18 protein-coding genes, 5 tRNA genes and 1 other RNA gene are annotated in these 17652 nt (G+C 39.7%); 15 read left to right on the top strand and 9 right to left on the bottom strand.

Features of this window, described 5'->3' with window-relative positions:
• The first annotated feature begins 100 nt into the window (after window positions 1-100).
• Window positions 101-1081: a LysR family transcriptional regulator gene (locus ABLB96_RS06790; RefSeq protein ID WP_348895882.1), complete on the top strand. Its 981-nt coding sequence runs from the start codon at window positions 101-103 to the stop codon at window positions 1079-1081.
• A gap of 53 nt (window positions 1082-1134) precedes the next feature.
• On the opposite strand, the gene ABLB96_RS06785 is transcribed toward ABLB96_RS06790, so the two are convergent.
• From ABLB96_RS06785 to coaD, 5 genes are all read right to left on the bottom strand, one after another.
• On the bottom strand, window positions 1135-2319 hold the full coding sequence (locus ABLB96_RS06785) for a porin (protein ID WP_348895883.1): 1185 nt from the start codon (window positions 2317-2319) through the stop codon (window positions 1135-1137).
• A 146-nt stretch (window positions 2320-2465) separates the two neighbouring features.
• Window positions 2466-2542: transfer RNA gene (locus tag ABLB96_RS06780), tRNA-Met, on the bottom strand.
• A 64-nt stretch (window positions 2543-2606) separates the two neighbouring features.
• Window positions 2607-2961: RNase P RNA component class A (gene rnpB / locus ABLB96_RS06775), an RNA gene on the bottom strand.
• A gap of 27 nt (window positions 2962-2988) precedes the next feature.
• Window positions 2989-3252 (bottom strand): YfhL family 4Fe-4S dicluster ferredoxin, encoded by a 264-nt coding sequence (locus ABLB96_RS06770; RefSeq protein WP_034679161.1) that lies wholly within the window; start codon window positions 3250-3252, stop codon window positions 2989-2991.
• Between the two features lies 1 nt (window position 3253).
• Window positions 3254-3745 (bottom strand): pantetheine-phosphate adenylyltransferase, encoded by a 492-nt coding sequence (gene coaD, locus ABLB96_RS06765; protein ID WP_000047853.1) that lies wholly within the window; start codon window positions 3743-3745, stop codon window positions 3254-3256.
• A gap of 135 nt (window positions 3746-3880) precedes the next feature.
• Between coaD and smpB the strand changes: the two genes are divergently transcribed.
• Window positions 3881-4357, top strand: coding sequence for an SsrA-binding protein SmpB (gene smpB / locus ABLB96_RS06760; RefSeq protein WP_004641603.1), 477 nt, complete (start codon window positions 3881-3883; stop codon window positions 4355-4357).
• 49 nt (window positions 4358-4406) lie between these two features.
• Here the strand turns inward: smpB and ABLB96_RS06755 are convergent, their stop codons facing one another.
• From ABLB96_RS06755 to rluD, 3 genes are all read right to left on the bottom strand, one after another.
• Complete coding sequence (locus ABLB96_RS06755) at window positions 4407-4958, bottom strand: flavodoxin family protein (protein ID WP_348895884.1); 552 nt, start codon at window positions 4956-4958, stop codon at window positions 4407-4409.
• Between the two features lie 220 nt (window positions 4959-5178).
• Window positions 5179-5916 carry a peptidoglycan editing factor PgeF gene (gene pgeF / locus ABLB96_RS06750; protein ID WP_348895885.1) on the bottom strand — a complete coding sequence of 246 codons (738 nt, stop codon included), beginning with the start codon at window positions 5914-5916 and terminating at the stop codon, window positions 5179-5181.
• A 10-nt stretch (window positions 5917-5926) separates the two neighbouring features.
• Window positions 5927-6979, bottom strand: coding sequence for a 23S rRNA pseudouridine(1911/1915/1917) synthase RluD (gene rluD / locus ABLB96_RS06745; protein ID WP_348895886.1), 1053 nt, complete (start codon window positions 6977-6979; stop codon window positions 5927-5929).
• Between the two features lie 71 nt (window positions 6980-7050).
• On the opposite strand from rluD, the gene ABLB96_RS06740 reads away from it, so the two are divergent.
• Together ABLB96_RS06740 and ABLB96_RS06735 are read left to right on the top strand one after the other, a co-directional pair.
• On the top strand, window positions 7051-8169 hold the full coding sequence (locus ABLB96_RS06740) for an outer membrane protein assembly factor BamD (RefSeq protein ID WP_348895887.1): 1119 nt from the start codon (window positions 7051-7053) through the stop codon (window positions 8167-8169).
• A gap of 158 nt (window positions 8170-8327) precedes the next feature.
• Window positions 8328-10193, top strand: coding sequence for a DNA primase (locus tag ABLB96_RS06735; RefSeq protein ID WP_348895888.1), 1866 nt, complete (start codon window positions 8328-8330; stop codon window positions 10191-10193).
• Here ABLB96_RS06735 and hemA read toward each other — a convergent pair.
• The gene (gene hemA / locus ABLB96_RS06730) at window positions 10190-11473 is read right to left on the bottom strand and encodes a glutamyl-tRNA reductase (protein ID WP_348895889.1); all 1284 of its coding nucleotides are present in this window, start codon (window positions 11471-11473) and stop codon (window positions 10190-10192) included. The genes ABLB96_RS06735 and hemA overlap by 4 nt on opposite strands.
• 88 nt (window positions 11474-11561) lie before the next feature.
• Here hemA and ABLB96_RS06725 point away from each other — a divergent pair, with 88 nt between their 5' ends.
• The 11 genes from ABLB96_RS06725 (at window position 11562) to panD (ending at window position 17638) form a co-directional block, all read left to right on the top strand.
• Window positions 11562-13271, top strand: coding sequence for a tetratricopeptide repeat protein (locus ABLB96_RS06725; RefSeq protein WP_348895994.1), 1710 nt, complete (start codon window positions 11562-11564; stop codon window positions 13269-13271).
• 4 nt (window positions 13272-13275) lie between these two features.
• Entirely contained in the window at window positions 13276-13854 is a 579-nt protein-coding gene (lolB, locus tag ABLB96_RS06720; protein WP_348895890.1) for a lipoprotein insertase outer membrane protein LolB, read from the top strand.
• Between the two features lie 18 nt (window positions 13855-13872).
• A complete protein-coding gene (gene ispE, locus ABLB96_RS06715; RefSeq protein ID WP_348895891.1) occupies window positions 13873-14706 on the top strand; it encodes a 4-(cytidine 5'-diphospho)-2-C-methyl-D-erythritol kinase in 834 nt (277 codons plus the stop codon).
• Window positions 14705-14779: transfer RNA gene (locus tag ABLB96_RS06710), tRNA-Gln, on the top strand. The genes ispE and ABLB96_RS06710 overlap by 2 nt, the downstream gene beginning before the upstream one ends.
• A gap of 26 nt (window positions 14780-14805) precedes the next feature.
• Window positions 14806-14880: transfer RNA gene (locus tag ABLB96_RS06705), tRNA-Gln, on the top strand.
• A 20-nt stretch (window positions 14881-14900) separates the two neighbouring features.
• Window positions 14901-14975, top strand: a tRNA-Gln gene (locus tag ABLB96_RS06700).
• Between the two features lie 91 nt (window positions 14976-15066).
• Window positions 15067-15141 (top strand) — tRNA-Gln (locus tag ABLB96_RS06695).
• Between the two features lie 36 nt (window positions 15142-15177).
• Window positions 15178-16128 carry a ribose-phosphate pyrophosphokinase gene (locus ABLB96_RS06690; RefSeq protein ID WP_004703381.1) on the top strand — a complete coding sequence of 317 codons (951 nt, stop codon included), beginning with the start codon at window positions 15178-15180 and terminating at the stop codon, window positions 16126-16128.
• 97 nt (window positions 16129-16225) lie between these two features.
• Window positions 16226-16522 (top strand): 50S ribosomal protein L25, encoded by a 297-nt coding sequence (gene rplY, locus ABLB96_RS06685; RefSeq protein ID WP_348895892.1) that lies wholly within the window; start codon window positions 16226-16228, stop codon window positions 16520-16522.
• Between the two features lie 20 nt (window positions 16523-16542).
• Complete coding sequence (gene pth / locus ABLB96_RS06680; RefSeq protein ID WP_348895893.1) at window positions 16543-17124, top strand: aminoacyl-tRNA hydrolase; 582 nt, start codon at window positions 16543-16545, stop codon at window positions 17122-17124.
• A 133-nt stretch (window positions 17125-17257) separates the two neighbouring features.
• The gene (gene panD, locus ABLB96_RS06675) at window positions 17258-17638 is read left to right on the top strand and encodes an aspartate 1-decarboxylase (RefSeq protein ID WP_016142035.1); all 381 of its coding nucleotides are present in this window, start codon (window positions 17258-17260) and stop codon (window positions 17636-17638) included.
• Window positions 17639-17652: the final 14 nt, after the last annotated feature.

Here is a 17652-nt window from a genome sequence, read left to right as displayed (position 1 = left end):
CTTCCTTTACACCTTCGACTAATATCCTTGTATAGCTTTAACATGATGTTTTAAGCGAAAATGATCAACAACGGAACTATCACTCCAATGGACACGGATCGTGAACAATCTACCTAACCTATCGGATCTTAAGGTTTTTTGCACAGTCGCGAAGCTGAAAAGTTTTGTCGAATCTGCTGAGGAACTCGGGACATCGCCAGCTTTTATTAGCAAGCGAATTAATATTTTAGAAAACACTCTAAGCTGCAAACTTTTTCATCGCAGCACACGTCATGTTAGCCTGACAGAAGATGGGAAACTTATCCTTGAGAGGGTTTCAAATATTCTTGAAGAATTTGATGAAGTATGTGAACTGGTGAATAACCCGCTAAGTACACCTACAGGTCGTATGGATATTATTAGCAGTTTTGGTTTTGGCAGAAAACATATCGCCCCTATTCTGTCTAAATTAATGATGCTTTATCCAAAACTTCAGATTCATTTTGACACCATCGACAATACCAAAGACCTGATTCAACACAGTATTGATTTGGATATTAGAATTGGTAATGAAATAGCACCAAATATGATCGCGAAAAAGTTAGCTTCTAATTTTCGGATTTTATGTGCAGCGCCAAGTTATTTACTTAAACACGGCGTACCAGACAGTATTGAAGATTTGCAATCACATGATTGCTTGACGATCAGTGAGCGCGACCAATCATCTGTCCTATGGAAATTTAGGCATGCTTCTGAAGATGTCTCCGTGCATATCAAACCCCGCTTTGTTTCAAATAACGGCGAGATTATCCATCAGCTTGCTATCGAGGGCCATGGTATTATTTTCCGCTCAATCTGGGATGTGGAAGATGAATTAATTACAGGACAACTTCAACATATTTTGCCTGAATATTGGCAAGATGCAGATATTTGGGCGGTTTATCCATCACGACTCAAAAGCTCATCTAAACTGCAAACCTGTATTTTGTTTATTCAAAATGAATTACTTAATCGTTTACAGCATGTCCAGAATCTAAACCGTGGACAACTCGTCTCTCCGGCAGTTAAACGAGAACCTCCACCTGAAAAAGTATTTCTATAAAAAATACCCTAAGTGAGGCTTATTCACTTAGGGCAATAGATTACTTTTAAATTTTAGAAATAATATCCAATTGAAAGATAAAATAATTTATCCCACTCATTACTGCTGCCTTGTGCAAGACCATTTGCTCCACCACCGACCATTGGGTCATTTTTACTCATAATATATTCACCCTGAATACCAATGGCCTTGTAATTAAAATAAACTCCGGCAATTAAACGTTCAGAGTCTTTATAGCCATCTTCATCTTTAAAAAAGCGGCTATGAGAGATATACGGCTTAATATTGGTAAGTTGATGGAATGGCTGAGCAAAGGTGTAATTAATTTCATTAACCAAATATTTACCCTTGTTAGCGACTTGGTATGGATAATCAAATGCACCAATGGTTGAGCTATTAGGAAACAAATTATCGCCATTCGTGACGTCTTGCTTACCTGCTAAAAACATCCATTGCCAAGCTTGATATTGCGTTTGAGCAAAGACGTTCCATGTTTTACGATGTCCATCTACATTTGTTCTTTTATTTTCTAAATCAGAATACCAAACTGAACCACCCAGCTCTGTCGAAAATTTCTGAGACTTATCTAATTCAAATTTTCTAGAAGCTCGGCCAATCCACATATTCTTTTCTTTAATATTAGTCCCTGTAGCCAAATCATCAGCTTCAACAAAATTTCCACTATATCGACTTGAGTCCTTTGAAGTCCCCTTATAATTTCCTCCATCCGTTGGATAGAAACCTAAGGTCAAATTATATTTATCATCTGCAAATTTATATTTAATGCCTAAATTATCTATATCTTCTAAACCGACCGTATTTAAAAGCGTTTCGTAGTAACTACTTCCCCAAAACTCTCCAAAGCCAAAATCAACAGGCTGTAAACCTACTGTAATTCTTTGCTGGTCAGATAGCTTATAACCTGCCCATGCTTTTTTTAGAAAAATTGCATCACACAAGCGGTTATATTGATAACAACGGGCATCTAAACCTGCAATCCAATCTGGATTTTCATAACCTAAAACTAATTTAATATCTGTGAGTCGCCAATCATCATTTTGAGAACCTTCATTCGCCCCAACTACATAGTCCTTATGTAAATAACGGGAACGTACCGCCCCAGACACTTTAAATTGACCTGAATCTAAAGTGGGATCTCCCCAACTTAAATCAGCAGCAGAAACCTGTGCTCCCGCAGTTAGACTTAAAATTCCTAAAAATAATAATGACCTTTTCATGTCTTCAACATCCTTGTTAAGTGATATAAGAACATGAAGAAATTGCCCTAGACAAACAATGCCAGAACTATGAAGTCGGTCTTTACAAACTGTGTTTAATCAAAAAAAGCATAAAAAAAGACCACGCAGGAGCGTGGTCTGTAAAATGGTGGCTATGACGAGACTTGAACTTGTGACCCCCGCATTATGAGTGCGGTGCTCTAACCAACTGAGCTACATAGCCGTAAACTGTGCGCGCATTATCTTAGCTTCTTTACCGCGCGTCAAGAAAAATTTTAAATAAAATGAGGTGAAGTGAGCCTATAAGCCGGGTTCTGTCGAGGATGGTCATTCCTCTAGGCGTACAATCACTCATACGCTCAAGCGACCTACCCGAATCCAGTACGGGCCGCACCTAGGATTCCTATTTGGTCTTGCTTCTGGTGGGGTTTGCCATGCCGTGAACTGTTACCAGACACGCGGTGCGCTCTTACCGCACCCTTTCACCCTTACCTCACGAATGAGGCGGTCTACTCTCTGCTGCACTTTCCGTCGGCTTTCACCGCCCAGGCGTTACCTGGCACCCTGCCCTATGAAGCCCGGACTTTCCTCTCCTGCTTCAGTCACGGAGACCTCCACAGCAGCGACCATCCGGCTCACTTCGAGGGCGCATATTAACAAATTTATTCACTAATTGCTTGTGCTTTTTTGAGCAATTAGTTTTTTATATTTGTCTAATAGCTGTTCTTCCGTTTCCTCATGCTGCGGATCTTTAGGAATACAGTCGACTGGACAAAATAATTGACACTGTGGCTGGTCATGATGACCAACGCACTCGGTACATAAATCCGGATGAATTTCATAAATCACTTCACCCATAAAAATTGCTTCATTTGGGCAAACTGGTTCACAAACATCACAGTTTATGCACTCATCGGTGATATATAACGACACTTTACCAACCTTGTTGATGTTTACGTTCAAAAGCTTCGACCACAGCTTGCGGAACAAACTTGGTTACGTCCCCTTTTAAGCGTGCAATTTCTCGAATCAACGTCGAAGAAATAAAAGAATACTGTTCAGAAGGTGTTAAAAACACTGCTTCAAAATGCGGATCAAGTTGGCGGTTCATATTGGCCAGTTGAAACTCATATTCAAAATCAGAGACTGCTCTTAAACCACGTAGTACTGCTGTGGCCTTTTGTTCTTTGAAAAAATTAACCAGTAAACCATCAAAACCTACAAATTCGACATTTGATAGATGACCTAATGATGACTGTGCCAGTGCAACTCTTTCTTCTAGACTGAACAAAGGATTTTTATGATGTCCAATTGCAATAGCTACTACGACCTCATCAAACATTCTTGATGCTCTAGTAACTAAATCAACGTGCCCATTTGTGATAGGGTCAAATGTTCCAGGATAAATTACACGCGTTTTAGACATCCGCTAGTACTCTAATTGTATTGTGCGCCTATTTTAGCAAAAGTTATACAAGAGACGAAATATTGATATGTGGGAAAAAACTTCACCTTAGCATCACTTTACGGCACAATAGAGGTAATTGTGGAAGTTTGAATTATGGCGAAAGCAACAGTAGTAAAGAAACATAATGGCGGAACCATCGCACAAAACAAACGTGCCCGTCATGATTATTTTATCGAAGAAAAATTTGAAGCAGGTATGTCACTTCAAGGTTGGGAAGTAAAATCCTTACGTGCTGGGCGTATGACTTTGACAGAAAGTTATGTCATTTTTAAAAATGGCGAAGCATTTTTACTTGGCTCACAAATTCAGCCTTTATTATCGGCTTCAACTCATGTTGTGCCTGAAGCAACACGTACTCGTAAGTTATTACTCTCCCGACGTCAGCTTGAACACTTAATGGGCGCAGTGAACCAAAAAGGTTACTCGTGCGTTCCATTAGCATGTTACTGGAAGGGACACTTGGTTAAACTAGAAATTGCGCTTGTAAAAGGTAAACAGCTCCATGACAAACGCGCAACTGAAAAAGACCGTGACTGGCAGCGTGATAAAGCTCGAATATTTCATAAATAATTGAATAAAAAAGCCTCTGTTAGAGGCTTTTTTATATCGTACGATTTATTTAATTTAATCTATATAAAAGTCCAGCAATATATTCACCAAACCATTTAGCAGTATCTAAATCCCCTTGCGGTGGCGTAATTTCAACAGGTGCATTATCCGACTGAGTCATTAAACCCAAACAACTTGATAATCGGTTTAAATCAGTTTCAGTATGACCTGTCGCCATTAAAGGCAAACCAGACCACAACATGCCATGTTGCATTGCAAAAATATTAAGCTGTTGTAGAACCGCCAGTTTATCGCCACTCAAACCACCCGAATTTGCAAAACCCGCTGCTAACTTGCCTTGCCATAAACGATTTTTCCAACGTTTGGATGTGCTATCCATAAACTTTTTAAAATCAGCAGTTACACTCCCCATATACGTTGGCGAGCCGAAAATAATCCCCTGTGAAGCATCTAAAACATCCCAGTCAATGTGCTCAATATTCATCACATGTACTTTAACACCCATCACCTCTGCACCAGCAGCAATAGCAGATGCTACCTTTGCAGTGTGACCATAAGGACTGTGATAGACAATAGAAAGATGTTTTTCAGGCAAAGACATAAGTTTAATATTTTGAGCGATTTTTTCTATTTTATCATTTTATTAAAACTTGCTAAACCATGATCTATGAATATAAAGACCAGCTGTTTAATGACTGATTTTATTCAATATTAAAAACTCAAAAAATAAAAAACTCTCTTACGATATTTAAATATCTAAATAACATAAGAGAGTAATCAGCAACGACCATATTTCTAAAATAAAATATGGATTTTATAAACTACATAAAAACAAAAGTTGCCATACGGCCAGTTTTAGCATCACGGCGATAAGAAAAGTACTCATCTTGCTGCTGATATGAGCATTGATCGCCCCCTAAAACCTGTTTAACACCGAGTTTTTGCAAAATAAAACGAGCAATCGCATACAAATCTGCATGAAATTTATCTGGAGCTTTCCCATCAATAAATGCTGTTTCCAGTTCAGGATATTTACTGCAAAAAGCAGTTTTTACTTCAGCTCCAATTTCAAAGCAGGGTTGACTAATCGCAGCTCCTAACCAAGCCCATGTTGGAGGGCTCTGCATAGCAGCAACTGTATTTTCAATAATACCACCCGCCAAACCACGCCATCCTGCATGTAAATTGGCAACTTCAGTACCCTCAGCATTACCCAGTACCACAGGCAAACAGTCGGCGGTCATCATCATTAATGCATGACCTTTGGTTTGTGTGACCAAGCCATCACCAATTAATGCGATAAAAGGAATTTGTTCATTAACCGTATGACAAATCGTACTATGCGTTTGAGTCATCCATGTCATTTTCTTAACACCAAACTGAGCAAACTCGTCTAACAGCATCATTCGATGTTGCTGAACGCGCTGGGCTTCATCTTTAACATGTAAAGCAAGATTAAAACCTGTTAGTTCACTTTGATCCGTTGGTAATGCCAAAGGATGTTGAATACGCGTCTGCCCTACAAATACACCTTGAGGTAAACCTTGAACAAATTCCATATGTATATCCTTAATATGCAGCGTTTTCTGAACGTAACACATTAATTAGCTGGGTAAAATCTTCAGGCCATGGTGCTTCAAATGTCATTTCTTCACCAGTACGAGGATGCTTTAAGCCAAGCTTCGCTGCATGTAACGCTTGACGTTTAAAACCACGTAAAGTGTCAATGAGCAATTCAGAAGCACCAGCAGGCACACGTACACGGTTCATATAAACCTGATCACCTATCAAGCCATAACCAATGTAACTAAAATGCACACGAATCTGATGAGTTCGACCTGTTTCAAGGCGAGCTTGCACACGGGTAAAATCTTTAAAGCGCTCTTTTACATTGTAATGGGTCACTGCATCTCGCCCACCCGGTAAAATTGCCATTTTCACACGGTCAACTGGATGACGTTTGATCGGTTCATCAATCGTACCGCCAGCAATAATATTTCCATACACAACCAAATCATATAAACGGTAAACCGATTTATTTGCCAGCTGTTTACTTAAAGAAAATTGAGCTTCTAATGTTTTAGCAACAACCAATAAACCGCTAGTATCTTTATCAATACGATGTACTAAACCGGCACGAGAGAGTTCAGCCAATTTTGGAGAATGGTAAAGTAAAGCATTCACCAAAGTTCCAGAGGTGTTCCCCGCCCCAGGATGCACCACCATACCTACTGGCTTATTAATGACTAAAATATCTTCATCTTCATAAACAATATCAAGTGGAATATTTTCTGGCTGACTGGTGGTCTGTGCTTCTAGTTCAACATTTAATGTAAGTGTTTCACTACCCTCACAACGATATTTAGGCTTTACGATGTTACCATTTACCAACAGATGACCTTCCTTCATCCATTGTTTAAGTTTTTCGCGGGAGAATTCACTCCACACCATAGCTGCAACTTGGTCGATACGTTGCCCTAAGTAGCTTTCATCTAGCTGAACTTGCAACGATAAACGTGTTGCAGTTGTATCAGAAGTATGGTTATCTGCATCCTCAGAATCTTCAAGTAAATTGAAGTCAGTTTCAGAGAAGTTTGTGTTTGAAGATTGTGCTGAAGTCATTTGATCATTGAGATAAAAGTGGTTTAATAGCGCAATTGTAGCTCATTGCCCAACATAACAGAGGAGTTTTTATGTCGCTACCACGTTATAAAATTACGATGCTTGCCTTATCTTTAGGTGTAGCGTCTGCATTTGTGGGCTGTAGCAGCAATCCAAGTAAAAAAGAAGTGGTCGATACTGGCCCTCAATCTAGTGAACAAGCGTATTTTGAAAAGGCCCAAAAATCTCTTGATCGTGGTCAATATCTTGACGCCACTAAGTCATTAGAAGCGATTGATACTTATTATCCAACTGGACAATACGCACAACAAGCACAACTTGAACTTCTCTATTCAAAATTTAAGCAAAAAGATTATGAAGGAGCAATTGCTCTAGCAGAACGCTTTATTCGTTTAAATCCTCAGCATCCAAATTTAGATTATGCATACTATGTACGTGGCGTATCTAACATGGAGCTGAACTACGACAGCTTATTGCGTTATACCTCTTTGCAACAATCTCACCGTGACATCAGTTATTTAAAACTTGCTTATCAAAACTTTGTTGATTTGATTCGTCGCTTCCCAAGTAGCCAATACTCTGTAGATGCAGCACAGCGTATGAAGTTTATTGGTCAAGAGCTTGCTGAAAGCGAAATGAATGCAGCACGTTTCAATGTTAAACGTAAAGCATGGATTGCCGCAGCTGAGCGTTCACAATGGGTAATTGAACACTATCCACAAACGCCTCAAGTGCCAGAAGCATTAGCAACTTTGGCATATAGCTATGACAAGCTAGGTGATAAGGCAACTTCGCAACAATATATCGAAGTTCTAAAACTTAACTACCCTAGCCTTGTAAATAAAAATGGCACAGTGAATATGCGTGCCGCACGTAAAGAAGGTAACTGGATTAACCGTGCAACCTTGGGTATTCTCGGTCGCGAATCTAAATCTGTAACAGCTGAAACAACTTCTGCGACTGAACCAAAACGTAGTTTATTGAACCGCGTAAGTTTTGGTTTAATTGGTAACTCTGGCAAAGAAGAAGCTGAAGAATCAACCAGTAAACCTGTTGAAACGCCAAAACCTGAACGTAGCTGGACTAATCGTTTAAGTTTCGGTTTACTTGATAAACCTGAAAAAGCAGCAGAAGGTGCAACAGTTGCGCCTGCGGCTTCTTCGAATGAAGTAAATGACGCTGCTCAATAAGCAATAACAGCTTAAAAATAAACAACAAACAGGCAAGTGATATCACTTGCCTGTTTGTTTTTATAAAATAGTAAAATATTTATCGGGCATATCTCGGTTCATCATGTCAGAATAATCTGACCTATCGCATCATTAGTTTAAACACGGTTATTTGAATTATGGCAATTCCACAACATACGATTGATCAGATTTTAGATCGGACAGATATTGTCGATCTGATTGGTCAACGTGTGAAACTGAAAAAGACCGGACGAACATATTCTGGTTGTTGCCCTTTTCATCAAGAAAAAACTCCCTCTTTCCATGTATACCGTGATAAGCAGTATTATCACTGCTTTGGCTGCCAGGCAAACGGTAATGCCATTCGCTTTTTGATGGATATTGATAACCGAAACTTCATTGATGTGATGAAGGAATTATCGAGTCATGCGGGTGTCGAATTACCAAAAGATAATACCGATAATAAAAAACTATCTTATACACGCCAAGTTACTAAGTCACCTGCGCCACAAAAAACGACTGATGAAACCACAACTCAAGCACCTACAGATGATCAGTATAATACGCTTGAGCCAGTATATTTTGATGATCCTTTTGCACAGTTTGAACAGCCTTTTAGTTTTGATGAACCCGTACAAGAAGGTAATTTATACGACCTTTTAGAAAATGTTGCTCAGTTTTACGAACATCAATTACCAACCAGTCAAAAAGCTAAAAAATACTTTAAGCAGCGTGGTTTAACTGACCAAACTATTCAGTTTTGGCGTTTAGGTTATGCTCCCGAAGATTGGCAGCATTTAGAAAAAGCTTTTCCTTACGATATTGAAGGTCTAAAGCAACTCGGACTCATCCGTTCAAGTGATAATGGCCGTGACTTTGACCTTTTACGTGATCGCGTTATTTTCCCAATTCGAGACCCGAAAGGTCGTGTCGTTGGATTTGGTGGTCGTGCGCTCAATGACGAAATTAAACCCAAATACATTAACTCACCAGATTCAGAAGTTTTCCATAAAAACCAACTGCTTTATGGTCTATATGAAGGTCGAAAATTAAAATCTAATGACTGGTTAATGGTAGAAGGATATATGGATGTCATTGCATTACAGCAATATGGCATCACGGGTGCTGTCGCAACTTTAGGAACGGCAAGTAATACTGAACACTTAAATATTTTATTTAAACAAAATAATCGAATTACGATTGCCTTTGATGGTGATGCTGCCGGTCAAAAAGCAGCACGTCGAACTTTAGAAATTGCATTACCACTACTCAATGATGGTCGTGAGCTTAAATTCTTTGTACTGCCTAATGACGACGATCCAGACTCTCTAATCCGACGTGAAGGTCTTGAAAACTTCCAAAGGCTATTAGATCAAGCTCCCCTGCTCTCTGACTTCGTTTTTGCTCATCTTACGGGTCAACATAACATTAGTACCCCTGAAGGCAAGAGTCTTGTCATGGGTGAGTTAAGGGAACTCACCGAGCTATTGCCGAAACAAGGATCTTTCCGTTACCTATTAACACAATCTTTCCGTGAAAAATTAGGTTTAGGCAAGCGCTTTACTCCACAAGTTAGTCACGATGCATCACTCTCTTTTAACATCCAAACGAAAGATGAAGACTTTGCTGTTGCAATTTTAATGCATCATCCATTTCTTTATATTCATTTTGAAGGATTGCGTGCCTATATTGCACAAGATGAGTTATTGGCTAAAATTTTAGCAATTCTAAACCGTATATTTGATGATCTACCTGATGATCAAGAATTAGCAACTTATTATGTACTAGGCGCTTGTAGCAGTTACTGCCATGAAGTTGCAGATATTATGCAAAGAACCAATATTCAAGCGTTAACTCAAGCTCCTGAAGTCGCTGATAAACTTGCTAAAGAATATGCGTTAGGCTTGCAAGAAAGATATTTACGTCAAAAACTGAAATCTAAAATTTCATTAGTTGAGTCACGAAACTTAAGACAACAACTTAATGAACTGACTAAACAAATTAGTTTAAGACTACTGTCTTAACGTTTAGGTTTTCGCTCATGGTCAAATACATCTTGTAAATGCTGTTGTAGCCACTCGAAATAGTCAGGACTTTCTGCTTTGGCAGCTTCGCGCAATAACATAGAGGTAGGATGCATTAACTTTTGCGTTAAGCGGTGAGCAAACTCTTTAAGCACTTGCTCAGGATTTCCCCCATGGTGCAAAGTTTCTAATGCATGAGCAAGCTCTTGCTGGCTAATTTCTTCACTATGCTGGCGATATGCATGAATTGTGCTACCCGCTTCTTTAACTTTTTGATGTGTAATGAGCTGAGTGGCTAGCTGATTAACCATTACTTCCGCTTCAACAGCCGCTTGACGTCGTTGAGCCAAGTTTTCATCAATCACACTTTGTAAATCATCAACTCCATACAAATACACACCATCAAGTGATTCCACTTTAGGATCAATATCACGTGGTACAGCCAAATCAACCATTAACATTTGCTGGTAACGGCGCTTCTTTAGTGCGGTTTTAACATCTGCATAGGCAATAACCTGATACAAACTCCCCGTACAACTTGAAACCACATCAGCACGATATAAATTTTCTGATAGCGTTGAAAAATCAATAATCTCAACTTCAACTTGATGGGTAATTTCTTGAGCCAATTGATCAGCACGTTCGCGGCTACGATTACAAATGATAATCTTGGCAACACCCATTTCAGCTAAGTGCTTGGCAACCAGACTGTTCATTTCGCCTGCGGCAACCACCATAACTGTTAACTTTTCAGGTTTACTAAAAACTTGTAAAGCCAACTGTGCAACAGCATATCCCATTGAAACTGCATGGCTGCCTACTGCTGTTTCAGAGCGCACACGTTTAGCAGCGTAAAAAGCATACTCAAACACACTATTTAATTCAGGAGACACGGTCTGTGCTTCTTTAGACAATGCTAAAGCACTTTTTACCTGACCTAAAATTTGTGGTTCACCCAGCATTAATGAGTCTAAACCACTTGCTACACGCATTAAATGTGTAATGGCTTGAGCATTCTCGTAACGATAAACATGATGAATTAACTGCTTTACATCAATATTATTGGCGTCGGCTAACCATTTCAGAAGGCTTTCGGCATCTTCCGCCATGGCATAGACTTCTGTACGGTTACAGGTTGAGACAACCACCAAGTCCTTTAAAGACTCGTGATAACGTTGTTCAGCAAGCAAATTACTTAATCGCTCCGCATTGAAAGCAATTTGCTCGCGGAGTTCTACAGAAGCTGTTTGATGGTTGACACCCAATGCAAAGAAAGACATATCAGATCATCATTTCGCTAAATTTATGCTATTGTGCAACATTGGTGTCATAAAAAGCATTACTTTGGATCAATAAAAATTGCGTCAAATGAATAGCCGTATTAATTTTAACGGTGCTTCGATAAGACAGTATTCTACCACATTCTTATTGTTAGGTAGCATGTCCTCGTATGTCTATGCACGTCCGTTGCAAGAGACCTATGCAGTGCATTCATTTGATCAGGCTCTACAACAGAGTATGGTCGCTGAATTTGCATTAGCTTATGACGATATTCCTACAGCACTACACAACTACACAGTGCTTGCGATTAAAAGCAACTCAACAACAATTAAGCAGCGTGCACTAGACGTTGCACTTGAATATAACGACTTACAAGCTGCATTAAATATTGCAACACACTGGGTTGTTCAAGAGCCCAAAGACGTTCCAGCTTTATTCTATTTATCGCATATTGCATTAAAAACTCATGAATATCAGCTTGCGGCCGAGACTTTAGATAAAATTTTAAAAATCGATCCAACTGCCGATCTTGAACAAATTTTGGCAAGTATTGCACCTGAAAATGAGCAGGATCGAGAAGTCTTATTAACTGCTTTACGTTCTAGTGCAGAAAAGGAAAACCCTTCTATTTTGGCTCTTATCGCCAATCTTGAAGCACAAAATGGTCAATTAGAACCTGCATTAGAAACAATTAACCGTGCACTACGCCGCCGCCCTAAAGTTACAAGCTTTATTTTAATGAAAGCGAACTTGCTTATTGCATTAAGTGATCAGGAAGGTGCTTTAAAATGGTACGCAAAATCTAGTCGTAAATATAAGAAAAATTTAGATATTCGATTAGCAGAAGTACGTTATCTCATTCAGATTAACCAACCTCAACTTGCGCTTGAAAAATTAGAGAAAATTATAGAGGGCAATCCTCATGCTGAAGAGGCATTGTTCATCGCTGGTTTAACCAGTATTGACCTTAAACAATATGATAAAGCAGAACAATATTTGGTTGATTTACGCAACTCTGCAAAATATCAAAATGAAGCATATTACTACTTAGCCATTAATGCCGAACGAAAACAGCATTATGAAACTGCAAAAGCCTATTACCGTTTAGTAGATGGCAGTTTATATATCGTCTCAAGACGTAATCTGATTGCAATCTACGATAAACAAGAAAATTTACATGATGCTCTACGTTTTTTAACCCAAGAGCGGGTCAATTACCCTCAGCACGCAAGCTTTCTCTATCAGGCTCAAGCTGAAATTTTAAAGAAAATGGGCAATAAAAAGGCTGCTTTAAATTTACTCGATGAAGCAATCAAAAATTTACCGGATGACCCAGAACTCATTTATGCAGAGGTTCTATTACTAGACCCTTATACAGATCGCGATAAACTCGATAAAACGCTTAAACAGCTATTACAATTAGAACCAAATAGCCCGACCTATCTTAATGCATATGCTTATACACTAGCTCTGCAAAATCGTAGGTTAAAAGAAGCACGACAATATGCTGAACAAGCTTTGGAATATGCGCCTGAACAAGCCTCAATTCTTGATACGCTAGGTTATATCGCATTTTTACAAAATGATTATGAAGCTGCTGCAGAAGTTTTAGGCAAAGCTTATGAACTCAGTCATAACATAAACATTGGCATTCGTTACGCTAAAGCACTGTATATGCAAGGATCATTAACCCAGTTTAGCGCTGTGTTACAACAACTGAAACAAAAGCACGCGAATGATCCACAATTACAGCAGCTTGATGCGTTAATTTTACCTACATCTGTAAAAAAGAGTTAAATTTATGAGCAAACTTGCCCAACTGTGCACAGCGATCTGTGGATCAAGTGTGTTATTTTTAACCGGTTGTCAGCATTTTACTCAGCCTAAACCCGCAGTTACCCACCAAGTACAAGATGAAAAACACTTCAACTTGCAAGGAAAAATTGGAGTGCGCACACCACAACAAAGTGGTAGCGCCTTCTTTACATGGGTTCAGCAACAAGATAATTTTGATATCGAATTAAGCGGTATTTTAGGTGTTGGAAAAACACAAATTCAGGGAAAACCGGGTGAAGTCACTCTAAACAGTTCAAAAACTGGGCTCATTACAGCTGCGTCTCCTGAGGAGCTACTAGAACGTGCTACAGGCTGGCAAGCACCGATTACGCACTTAACGAGTTGGATCTTAGCAAAGCCAGCAACTTTAAATGCTCAAATTAGCAAAGATAACGCAAATCGCGTTAGCCAACTTATTGAAGATGGATGGACTGTTGATTTTAGTTATAACGGCGAACAAACTTTACCAAATAAACTGGTTTTAAAGCAGGCTCTTGCTGAAGATAAAGAAAACCGTATTACAATGGTCATCCAAAACCGCTAAATCTAATTCTATAAATCTATGATTCGAGTACCTTCTCCAGCCAAGCTCAACCTGTTTTTGCATATTACGGGACGTCGTGAAAATGGTTATCATGAATTGCAAACCATTTTCCAACTCATTGATTTATATGACTGGATGGTTTTTTCGCCCATTGAGAAAGATGAAATTCAAATCGAAGGTTTAGGTGAAGTTCAACTTGAGCAAAACCTAATTTACCGAGCGGCTCAAATCCTCAGACCACATGCAAAAAAACTTTGTGGTCTACACATCAAAATTGAAAAAAATATTCCAATGGGTGCAGGCCTAGGTGGTGGTTCTTCCAATGCCGCCACCACGCTTATTGTATTAAATCAATTATGGGAATGTGGCCTGACTCAAGCAGAGCTTGCGGACTATGGCGTAAAGCTCGGTGCCGATGTTCCTATTTTTATCTATGGTAAAAATGCATGGGCTGAAGGCATTGGTGAACATTTAACATTCATAGACTTAGATCAAAAACAGTTCATTATTTTAAAACCTGATTGTTTTATCAGCACTCAATTGCTTTTTTCACAAAAAACATTGACAAGAGACACTAAGACCACTAAATTTTGCGCCTATCAGTTAGAACCTTCTAATTTTGGAAATAACTTTGAGCCTCTGGCTAGAAAGTTATACCCTGAAGTTGAAGAAGCAATGCAATATCTTGATCAATTTGGTCATGCAAAGCTTACAGGTACAGGTGCTTGTGTTTTTACTGAAGTAACCGATGAAATGAATGTTGATGACATTCTTAAACATGCACCATGTAAGTCTTACTTGGTAAACAGTTTAAAAGAATCTCCTTTACGTCATTTTAAAGTTACAAGTTAGGGGCGTCGCCAAGTGGTAAGGCACCGGGTTTTGATCTCGGCATCCGTTGGTTCGAATCCAGCCGCCCCTGCCAATTTCACCTGTAATGATGATTATATTAGGGGCGTCGCCAAGTGGTAAGGCACCGGGTTTTGATCTCGGCATCCGTTGGTTCGAATCCAGCCGCCCCTGCCATCATATATATCATCGAATTTAGGGGCGTCGCCAAGTGGTAAGGCACCGGGTTTTGATCTCGGCATCCGTTGGTTCGAATCCAGCCGCCCCTGCCATTCTCTTATTTTAAAGACAGACTTAATTGCCTTGCTTTTTGTTGATTATCCTTGACATTGCATTGCAAAAATATTAAAGTTCTGCCGCATTAGGGGCGTCGCCAAGTGGTAAGGCACCGGGTTTTGATCTCGGCATCCGTTGGTTCGAATCCAGCCGCCCCTGCCATCTATTTCATTACATACCAACCGCCAAGGGTGCTTCATGCCCAATCTTGTCGTTTTTAGTGGAAATGCTCATCCACAGTTCGCTCAAAAAGTCGTAAGTCACTTACATATCCCTCTAGGTGCTGCATCAGTCGGTCACTTTTCTGATGGAGAAATTTCAGTAGAAATTACTGAAAATGTTCGTGGTAAAGACGTATTTATCGTTCAGCCTACTTGTGCTCCTACCAATGATAACCTTATGGAAATCTTGGTTATGGCAGATGCTTTGCGTCGTGCAAGTGCTGGTCGTATTACCGCTGTTATCCCTTATTTTGGTTATGCTCGCCAAGACCGTCGTCCACGTTCTGCGCGTGTGCCGATTACAGCTAAAGTTGTTGCAGACATGCTTACCACTGTTGGTATTGATCGTGTCGTAATGATTGACTTACATGCTGACCAAATTCAGGGCTTCTTCGATATTCCAGTCGACAACATCTACGGTACTCCTGCTTTGCTTGCTGACTTACGTCAACAGCAACATGATAACCTTATGGTGGTTTCTCCTGACGTTGGTGGTGTAGTACGTGCTCGTGCTGTTGCCAAACAGATGGGTGACATCGATTTAGCTATCATCGACAAACGTCGTCAAAAAGCCAATGAGTCGCAAGTTATGCACTTGATTGGTGACGTAAAAAATCGTGATTGTGTTATTGTAGATGACATGGTTGATACTGCTGGTACATTGTGTAAAGCAGCTGATGCACTTAAGCAATTTGGTGCACGTCGTGTTGTTGCTTATGCAACTCACCCTGTACTTTCAGGTAAAGCAATTGAGAACTTACGTAACTCAGTCATTGATGAGTTAGTTGTAACTGACACAATTCCTCTTTCTGAAGAAGCATTGAACTTAGGTAAAATTCGCCAAGTTTCTGTTGCTAGTATGGTTGCTGAAACGATTCGTCGTATTAATAACGAAGAGTCTATCAGCGCGATGTTCGATAGTTTATAATATTGCAGCTTTTTCTTAACCCTGGCTTTGGCTGGGGTTTTCTATCACTAGACTGGTCGCAAGTTTAGTTTATTTAATCTTTAATGAGGATTTACTCATGGCAAACTTCGTATTAAACGCTCAAGCGCGTGCTGAAGACAAACAAGGGAAAGGTGCGAGCCGCCGCCTTCGTCGCGAATCTTTAGTTCCAGCTATCATCTACGGTGGTAACGCTGAGCCTGTAACTGTTACTTTAGAACTTCGTGAGCTTGTAAAAGCATTAGAAAGCAATGCTTTCTTTGAAGAAGTTGTAGAAATTAAAGTGGGCGACAAAGTTGAAAACGTTAAAATCCAAGCGTTACAACGTCACCCATCTAAAAACACTCCTATGCACGCTGACTTCAAACGCGCATAAGTGTTTAAAGGCGTAGATTAGTGTCAAATATTTCGCTAATTGTTGGTTTGGGCAATCCTGGTTCAGAATATGCCCAAACCCGCCATAATGCAGGCTTTTGGTTCGTTGAACAGCTTGCAGTTAAATATGGCATTATATTAAAAAATGATCCAAAATTTCACGGAATCAGTGGTCGTGGTAATATAGAAGGACACGATGTTCGCTTACTTCTACCAACGACTTTCATGAATCGTTCCGGGCAAAGTGTTGTTCCTTTCTCAAAGTTTTATCAAATTGCTCCTGAAGCAATTCTGATTGCTCATGATGAACTAGATATGAACCCTGGTGTAATTCGTCTTAAAACAGGCGGTGGACACGGCGGTCATAACGGTTTACGTGACATTGTCCCACACATTGGTCCAAATTTTCATCGTTTACGTATTGGTATTGGACATCCAGGTTCAAAAGAAAGAGTTTCTGGACATGTGCTCGGAAAAGCGCCAAGTAGTGAACAAAGCCTGATGGATGGAGCAATTGATCATGCTCTATCAAAAGTAAAGTTACTTGTTCAAGGACAAGTATCACAGGCCATGAACCAAATTAATGCGTATAAACCAGCTTAAATTGTTGAACAATCAAGCTTGCTATCTTGCTTTTTTAGGAGCAAAATGCGCATCAGCCACCTTGCCAGCAGAGCGGCAAAGGCAAAAGATTTCACTATAAGATCTTCTTAGGTCTACTCAGGAGACGCTAGCCATGCTATCTCGTTTATTAAAATGCAAAATTCACCGTGCAGTTGTAACCCATGCTGAACTTCACTATGAAGGTTCTTGTGCAATTGATGGCGTATTGATGGATTTAGCTGGTATTCGCGAATACGAAGAAATCCACGTTTGGAACGTAACTAACGGCAAGCGCTTCACAACTTATGCGATTCGTGGTGAAGACAACTCTGGCATTATTTCTGTAAATGGCGGTGCTGCCCATCAAGCAGATGTTGGTGATTTAGTCATTATCGCAACTTTTGGTGATTTCACAGAAGTTGAAGCAAATGCTCATAAACCACGTTTGGTTTATGCAAATCCAGATAATACAGTCAACCACACAGCGAACTGTATTCCTGTACAAGTTGCATAATAAAGATTAAAAAA

Source organism: Acinetobacter sp. XH1741, from assembly GCF_041021895.1.
Lineage (GTDB): Bacteria > Pseudomonadota > Gammaproteobacteria > Pseudomonadales > Moraxellaceae > Acinetobacter.
This window is presented reverse-complemented; position numbering and strand designations above follow the sequence as displayed.

Excerpts from the sequence above, each read along its gene's own strand:
- ABLB96_RS06785 (WP_348895883.1), bottom strand. The coding sequence starts at position 2,319 with ATGAAAAGGTCATTATTATTTTTAGGAATTTTAAGTCTAACTGCGGGA.
- coaD (WP_000047853.1), bottom strand. The coding sequence starts at position 3,745 with ATGTCTAAAACGCGTGTAATTTATCCTGGAACATTTGACCCTATCACA.
- smpB (WP_004641603.1), top strand. The coding sequence starts at position 3,881 with ATGGCGAAAGCAACAGTAGTAAAGAAACATAATGGCGGAACCATCGCA.
- ABLB96_RS06755 (WP_348895884.1), bottom strand. The coding sequence starts at position 4,958 with ATGTCTTTGCCTGAAAAACATCTTTCTATTGTCTATCACAGTCCTTAT.
- pgeF (WP_348895885.1), bottom strand. The coding sequence starts at position 5,916 with ATGGAATTTGTTCAAGGTTTACCTCAAGGTGTATTTGTAGGGCAGACG.
- rluD (WP_348895886.1), bottom strand. The coding sequence starts at position 6,979 with ATGACTTCAGCACAATCTTCAAACACAAACTTCTCTGAAACTGACTTC.
- ABLB96_RS06740 (WP_348895887.1), top strand. The coding sequence starts at position 7,051 with ATGTCGCTACCACGTTATAAAATTACGATGCTTGCCTTATCTTTAGGT.
- ABLB96_RS06735 (WP_348895888.1), top strand. The coding sequence starts at position 8,328 with ATGGCAATTCCACAACATACGATTGATCAGATTTTAGATCGGACAGAT.
- hemA (WP_348895889.1), bottom strand. The coding sequence starts at position 11,473 with ATGTCTTTCTTTGCATTGGGTGTCAACCATCAAACAGCTTCTGTAGAA.
- ABLB96_RS06725 (WP_348895994.1), top strand. The coding sequence starts at position 11,562 with ATGAATAGCCGTATTAATTTTAACGGTGCTTCGATAAGACAGTATTCT.
- lolB (WP_348895890.1), top strand. The coding sequence starts at position 13,276 with ATGAGCAAACTTGCCCAACTGTGCACAGCGATCTGTGGATCAAGTGTG.
- ispE (WP_348895891.1), top strand. The coding sequence starts at position 13,873 with ATGATTCGAGTACCTTCTCCAGCCAAGCTCAACCTGTTTTTGCATATT.
- ABLB96_RS06690 (WP_004703381.1), top strand. The coding sequence starts at position 15,178 with ATGCCCAATCTTGTCGTTTTTAGTGGAAATGCTCATCCACAGTTCGCT.
- rplY (WP_348895892.1), top strand. The coding sequence starts at position 16,226 with ATGGCAAACTTCGTATTAAACGCTCAAGCGCGTGCTGAAGACAAACAA.
- panD (WP_016142035.1), top strand. The coding sequence starts at position 17,258 with ATGCTATCTCGTTTATTAAAATGCAAAATTCACCGTGCAGTTGTAACC.